Source organism: Micromonospora solifontis (genome assembly GCF_003725545.1).
In the GTDB taxonomy this organism is placed as follows: Bacteria; Actinomycetota; Actinomycetes; order Mycobacteriales; family Micromonosporaceae; genus Micromonospora; species Micromonospora solifontis.
Genome location: NZ_RJLN01000016.1, coordinates 80,703 through 87,055 on the forward strand (window position 1 = coordinate 80,703; position 6,353 = coordinate 87,055).

Below are 6,353 nucleotides of genomic sequence, written 5' to 3' on the forward strand. Positions count from 1 at the left end.
GAGGCGCTTGCGGATCCTGGACGGTGGAGCGGGTCAGGACTTGTCGTCGTCCTCGCCCGGGGTCTGCTCCTCCGGGGCGCCGGGGGCGGTGAAGTCGAAGTTCGCCAGCTCCTCGTCCAGGTCGGTGCTGGTCGCCGCGAACGCCTCCGGGTTGGCGAAGTCGTCGTCGGAGGGGAGCAGGTCGGGGTGACCCCAGACCGCGTCCCGGCCGGCGATGCCGCGGTGCTCGGTCAGCGCCGCCCAGAGCACGGTGGCCTCCCGCAGCCGGCGCGGCCGCAGCTCCAGGCCGACCAGGGCGGCGAACGTCTGCTCGGCCGGCCCGCCGGCGGCCCGGCGGCGGCGGAACGCCTCGCCCAGCCGGACGACGTTGGGCAGCCGGTCGCCCGCGGCGCTGTCGACCACGTGGCACACCCAGCCCTCGACCAGGGCGAGCACCGTCTCCAGCCGGGCCAGCGAGGCCTTCTGGGCCGGGGTGTCCTCCGGGGTGAAAATGCCCTCCAGGGCGATCGCCTGCATCGACTCCGGGTCGGTCGGGTCGACCCGGCCCATCGCCTCCTCGATCGCCTCCCGGTTGACCCGGATGCCGGCGGCGTAGTTCTCCACCGCGGTGAGCACGTGCCCGCGCAGCCACGGCACGTGCTGGAAGAGCCGCTGGTGGGCGGCCTCGCGCAGCGCGACGTAGAGGCGTACCTCGTCCTCGGGCAGCTCCAGGCCCTCGCCGTACGCCCGGATGTTGGCCGGGACGAGCGCGGCGGTGCCGGCCGGTCCGAGCGGCAGGCCGATGTCGCCGGCGGAGAGCACCTCGACGGCGAGCGAGCCGAGCGCCTGGCCGAGCTGGCCGCCGAAGAGCGCGCCGCCCAGCGTGGCGACCATCGACTGCATCGGGCCGAGCTGGGCGCGGGCCTCCGGCGGCACCAGGTCGCCCATGGCGCCCACCATCCGGCTGGCCACCGGGTCGCAGAGCTTGCGCCAGACGTCGAGGGTCTTGTAGATCCACTCGTTGCGGTTCCAGGCGACCGACGTCCGGATGCCGGAGGGCCACGAGGTGGCCGGTTCCAGCCAGAGGTCGGCGATGCGCAGGGCCTCCTCGACCGCGTTGCGTTCGAACGGCGAGACCGCCGGGTCGCCGCTGGCGGCGAGCTGGCTGGCGGCCACCTGACGGGCGAGGTCCCAGTTGACCGGCCCGCTGCCCGGCGCGGAGAGCAGATGCTGCAACTGCGACATGAACTGCTGCATCTGCGCGGGATCGTTGGGGTCTGGTGGTTGCCCACCCGGCAGCGCGAATCCGAACGGAATATCAGGCACGTCGTCTACGGTACGCGGGCGACGCCGCAGGTCGCGCCCGTCGGCGTTGCGCTGAGGGCGAAGTCCGGCGCTCACCGCCCCGGACGTCTCCGCCCGGATCGGTACGCTCTGCCGCATGAGACGTCGCGGCCTGACCGTCCTCCTGGGTGCACTGCTCACCGCCCTGCTCAGCGTCGGGGTGTTGAGCGTGCCCATCCCGTACGTGGTGCTCGGTCCCGGCCCGACGGTCAACACCCTCGGCACCGCCGACGGCAAGGAGATCATCCAGGTCACCGGGCGCGCGACGTCCACCTCGGCGGGCCAGCTGCGGCTCACCACGGTCGGCGTGCAGCCCACCGTGCGGCTCCGGTCGGCGCTGGCCGGCTGGTTCTCCGAGGACGAGGCGGTGGTGCCGCGCGAGCTGGTCTACCCGCCGGGCGAGTCACAGGAGGAGGTCGAGAAGCGCAACGCCGAGGACTTCCAGAACTCGCAGACCAGCGCGGAGACCGCCGCCCTGCGGAAGCTGGGCTACCCGATCCGGGTGCTGGTGAAGGCGGTCACCCCGGGCGGCCCGTCCGTCGACGTGCTCAAGCCCAACGACGTGCTCACCTCGGTCGACGGCCAGCCGGTGACCAGCGCCGCCCGGCTCACCGAGCTGATCCGGGCCAAGCCGGCGGGGACGGCCCTGAAGATCGGGTACACCCGGGGCGGCGAGCCGGCCACCGCGACGGTGACCAGCCGGGAGCAGGACGGCCGGCCGCGGATCGGCGTCGAGATCGACCAGCAGCAGCCGCACCCGTTCACCCTCAAGATCGACCTCGGCGACATCGGCGGGCCGAGCGCCGGGCTGATGTTCGCCCTCGGCATCGTGGACAAGTTGGAGCCGACCGACCTGACCGGCGGGAAGATCATCGCGGGCACCGGCACGATCGACGACGAGGGCCGGGTCGGTCCGATCGGCGGCATCGCCCAGAAGCTGGTCGGCGCCAAGGAGGCCGGCGCGAAGGTCTTCCTGGTGCCCGCCGACAACTGCGCTGAGGCGGTCCGTAACCCGCAGCCCGACCTGCCGTTGCTCAAGGTGGCGTCGCTGGACGACGCGCTGAAGGCGCTCGATACGCTCCGCGCCGGAGGGCAGCCCACCCGCTGCTGACCCGAACCGGTCGCGGCTGCGCGCGAGGATCGTGACGTGACCTTGACCCGACGTGTTCAGGAACACCCCGTACTCTTGGTGCCTGGTCGGAGCCGATCACATCGAGCGTGCGGAGCCAACAGTGGTCATGCGTAGCAGCCCCCTGCCGAGGATGAGCCGGCGCGGACGCGTCACCATCGGGGTCCTGATCGGGGTGTTCGTGCTCTTCACCCTGCTCGGGTGGGGGGTCAACGCGTGGACCGACTGGCTCTGGTTCGACGAGGTCCGCTACACCCGGGTCTTCACCGGCGTCCTCACCACCCGGCTGCTGCTGTTCCTCCTGGTGGGGCTCGGCATGGCGCTGGTCATCGCGGTCAACCTGTGGCTGGCCCACCGGCTGCGACCGCAGCTGCGCCCGCACTCCCCGGAGCAGGCCACCCTCGAGCGCTACCGGATGCTGCTGAGCCCCCGGCTCGGCACCTGGATCGCGGTGGCCTCCGTGGTCATCGGGCTCTTCGCCGGGCTCTCCGCGCAGAGCCGGTGGAGCCAGTGGCTGCTCTTCCGCAACGGCGGCAGCTTCGGGGTGAAGGACCCGGAGTTCGGTGTCGACGTCGGGTTCTACGTCTTCCAACTGCCGTTCTGGCGCTACCTGCTCGGGGTCGCCTTCACCGCGGTGGTGCTGTCGCTGCTCGGCGCGCTGGCCATGCACTACGTCTTCGGCGGGGTGCGGCTGCAGGGCGTCGGCGACCGGATGACCAATGCCGCACGCGCCCACCTGAGCACCCTGATCGCCGTCTTCGTCCTGCTCAAGGCGGTCGCGTACGTGCTGGACCGGCGGGCGATGCTGCTGGAGTACAACGAGGGCGCCAAGCTCTACGGCGCCGGCTACGCGGACGTGAACGCGCTGCTGCCGGCCAAGGAGATCCTGGCGTACATCTCGGTCGTGGTGGCGATCGCGATCATCGTGTTCTCCAACGCGGTGATGCGGAACCTGGTCTGGCCCGGCATCGCGCTGGCCCTGCTCGGCGTCTCCGCGGTGGCGATCGGCGGCATCTACCCGTGGGCGGTGCAGACCTTCGAGGTGAAGCCGAGTGCCCGGGACAAGGAGGCGCCGTACATCCAGCGCAGCATCGAGGCGACCCGGGCCGCGTTCGGGCTGACCGACACGAAGAGCGCCGGGTACCCGGCGAGCAACCTCACCCCGCCGGGCTCCCTGGCCACCGACACCTCGGTGGTGCAGAACGTCCGGCTGCTCGACCCGCAACTGGTCTCCGAGACGTACACCCAGCTCCAGCAGGTGCGGGGCTTCTACGACTTCGGCCCGAAGCTGGACATCGACCGGTACACCGTCGGCGGGAAGACCGGCGACTACGTGGTCGGCGTCCGGGAGATCAACTACGGTCAGCTCACCGCCCAGCAGAGCAACTGGATCAACCGGCACACCGTCTACACGCACGGGTACGGCCTGGTGGCGGCCCCCGCCAACCAGGTCTGCAACGGCCTGCCGTACTTCGTCTCCGGCTTCCTCGGCGACACCGGGAAGGAGGCGCAGGGCTGCTCCTCGTCGACCGACCAGATCCCGGCCCAGCAGCCCCGGATCTACTACGGCGAGCGGATGGAGGCCGACGACTACGCGATCGTCGGCCAGACCGGGGACCGCAACGTCGAGTTCGACCGCCCGACCTCGACCGGCGGCGAGCAGTACTACACCTACACCGGCGAGGGCGGCGTCGAGATCGGTTCGTTCGGCCGCCGGCTGCTCTACGCGATCAAGGAGCAGGAGTCGAACTTCCTCCTCTCCGAGGCGGTGAACGACAACTCCAAGCTGCTCTACGTGCGTAACCCACGGGACCGGGTGGAGAAGGTGGCGCCGTTCCTCACCGTGGACGGCGACCCGTACCCGGCCATGGTCAACGGTCGGATCCAGTGGATCATCGACGGTTACACCACCGCGGCGACCTACCCGTACGCCGAGCGGGTCAACCTCCAGGCCGAGACGGCCGACGAGTTGACCGGCCGGGGCACCTTCCAGCTCGCCCGGGAGAACGTCAACTACATCCGCAACTCGGTGAAGGCGACGGTCGACGCGTACGACGGCACGGTCCGGCTCTACGCGTTCGACGAGAACGACCCGGTGCTCAAGGCGTGGAACAAGGCGTTCGGTGGCGACCTGGTGCAGCCGAAGGCGGACATCCCGCCGGAGCTGGCCGCGCACTTCCGCTACCCGTCCGACCTGTTCAAGGTGCAGCGCAACCTGCTCACCCGGTTCCACGTGACCGACCCGGGCGACTTCTACTCCGGGCAGGACTTCTGGCAGGTGCCGAACGTGCCGGACGCGCCGGACAGCGGGCAGAAGCAGCCGCCGTACTACCTCTACACCCAGTTCCCGGGGCAGGACGAGGGGCCGCGCTTCCAGCTCACCTCGGCGGTCACCCCGAACGGCCGGCAGAACCTGGCCGCGCTGATCTCCGGGTCGTACGTGGCGGGGGAGCCCCGGCTGGAGGTGCTGGAGCTGCCCGACCAGACCCGCACGGCGGGCCCGGTCCAGGTGCACCAGCAGATGATCAACACCAACTCGAACATCCGACAGCAGCTCAACCTGCTCTCCTCGGGCAACCAGGCGCAGGTGCAGTACGGCAACCTGCTGTCGCTGCCGTTCGGCGACGGGATGCTCTACGTCGAGCCGGTCTACGTGAAGAGCAACACCGAGAAGGCCTTCCCGCAGTTGCAGAAGGTGCTCCTGTCGTACGGCGACGGCGCTTCCTACGTGGTGCTGGCCGACAACCTCGCCGACGGCATCAAGCAGCTCGTCGAGCAGGGCAAGCGGGCCGCCGCCGGCAGCCCGCCCAGCTCCGGCGGCACCACCCCGCCGCCCGGGGGCACCAGCTCGCCGGCGCTCACCGGCGAGCTGGCCCAGGCCGCCGACCGGGTGCAGACCGCGATCGGCGAGGTCAAGGCCGCCCAGGCATCCGGCGACTTCGAGCGGTACGGGCGGGCGCTGAAGGCGCTGGACGAGGCGATGACCGCGTTCCAGGAGGCGCAGGCGGCAGCCAACCCCTCGGCCGCCCCGGCGCCGAGCGGCAGCCCGTCCGCGTCGCCGCCGACCTCACCGTCCGCCTCGCCGAACGGCTGACGCCGACCCGTCCACACCGGCCCGTGGCCCGGAACCCGTAGCGGTCCCGGGCCACGGGCCTGTGCTGTCGCGTACCGGACGGAAGAGCCGCAACCCGGCACCCCGTTCCACCGTCAACAGGGCAGGTGGAACGAGGGGAGGCGGATTCTTCGATGCGGGACGCGAACAGCTTTGACGACTTCTACCGCAGCACGTCGGCGCGGGCGCTGCGGTACGGCCGCGCCGTGGCGGACAGCCCCGTTGAGGCCCAGGACCTGGTCCAGGAGGCGTACGCCCGGGCCTGGCGGCAGTGGGCGAAGCTGGCCGCCCATCCGGCACCGGAGGCGTGGTTGCGGCTGGTGATCAGCCGGCTCGCCACGGACCGCTGGCGGCGGCTGCGGGCCTGGCGGCTGGCGGCCGGCCGGACCGGGCCGCCCGACGACGTCCGACCGCCCGGCGAGGAGACCGTGCTCCTGGTGGGCGCGCTCCGCCAGCTGCCGGCCCGGCAGCGCCAGGCCCTCGCCCTGCACTACCTGTTCGACATGTCGGTGGAGGAGATCGCCCGGGAGGCCGGCGTCCCCACCGGAACGGTGAAGTCGTGGCTGGCCCGCGGACGTGCCCGGCTGGCCGCGCTGCTGCCCGGGGTGGTCGCCGAGGAGTTGGAGGTGAACGATGTCGCGTGAACTGGGCCGTTACTACCGGTCGCTGGCCGCCGACACCGACGAGCGGGCGCTGCCGGCCCCGGACCAGCTGCGCCGGGGGGCCGACCGGCGGGCGCGGAACCGGGCCGCGCTGGGCGCGTTGGCCGCCGTCCTGGTGATCGGGACC

4 protein-coding genes are annotated in these 6,353 nt (G+C 71.7%); 3 read left to right on the top strand and 1 reads right to left on the bottom strand.

The annotated features are described in order from the left end of the window. Positions 1–33: 33 nt before the first annotated feature. Positions 34–1,236, bottom strand: a complete 1,203-nt coding sequence (locus EFE23_RS08315; protein ID WP_123240318.1) for a zinc-dependent metalloprotease — start codon at positions 1,234–1,236, stop codon at positions 34–36. Positions 1,237–1,420: 184 nt separating this feature from the next. Between EFE23_RS08315 and EFE23_RS08320 the strand changes: the two genes are divergently transcribed. The 3 genes from EFE23_RS08320 to EFE23_RS08330 all read left to right on the top strand — a co-directional run bounded on the left by EFE23_RS08320 (position 1,421) and on the right by EFE23_RS08330 (position 6,208). Next, positions 1,421–2,434 (top strand): YlbL family protein, encoded by a 1,014-nt coding sequence (locus EFE23_RS08320; RefSeq protein WP_199736971.1) that lies wholly within the window; start codon positions 1,421–1,423, stop codon positions 2,432–2,434. Positions 2,435–2,561: 127 nt separating this feature from the next. Further along, positions 2,562–5,546 carry a UPF0182 family membrane protein gene (locus EFE23_RS08325; RefSeq protein ID WP_199736972.1) on the top strand — a complete coding sequence of 995 codons (2,985 nt, stop codon included), beginning with the start codon at positions 2,562–2,564 and terminating at the stop codon, positions 5,544–5,546. Between the two features lie 152 nt (positions 5,547–5,698). Next, complete coding sequence (locus EFE23_RS08330; RefSeq protein ID WP_123240320.1) at positions 5,699–6,208, top strand: RNA polymerase sigma factor; 510 nt, start codon at positions 5,699–5,701, stop codon at positions 6,206–6,208. Positions 6,209–6,353 lie beyond the last annotated feature (145 nt).

Bases quoted from the DNA above. Each gene is read 5' to 3' on its own strand.
- EFE23_RS08330 (WP_123240320.1), top strand. From the start codon at position 5,699: ATGCGGGACGCGAACAGCTTTGACGACTTCTACCGCAGCACGTCGGCG.
- EFE23_RS08325 (WP_199736972.1), top strand. From the start codon at position 2,562: ATGCGTAGCAGCCCCCTGCCGAGGATGAGCCGGCGCGGACGCGTCACC.
- EFE23_RS08315 (WP_123240318.1), bottom strand. From the start codon at position 1,236: ATGCAGCAGTTCATGTCGCAGTTGCAGCATCTGCTCTCCGCGCCGGGC.
- EFE23_RS08320 (WP_199736971.1), top strand. From the start codon at position 1,421: ATGAGACGTCGCGGCCTGACCGTCCTCCTGGGTGCACTGCTCACCGCC.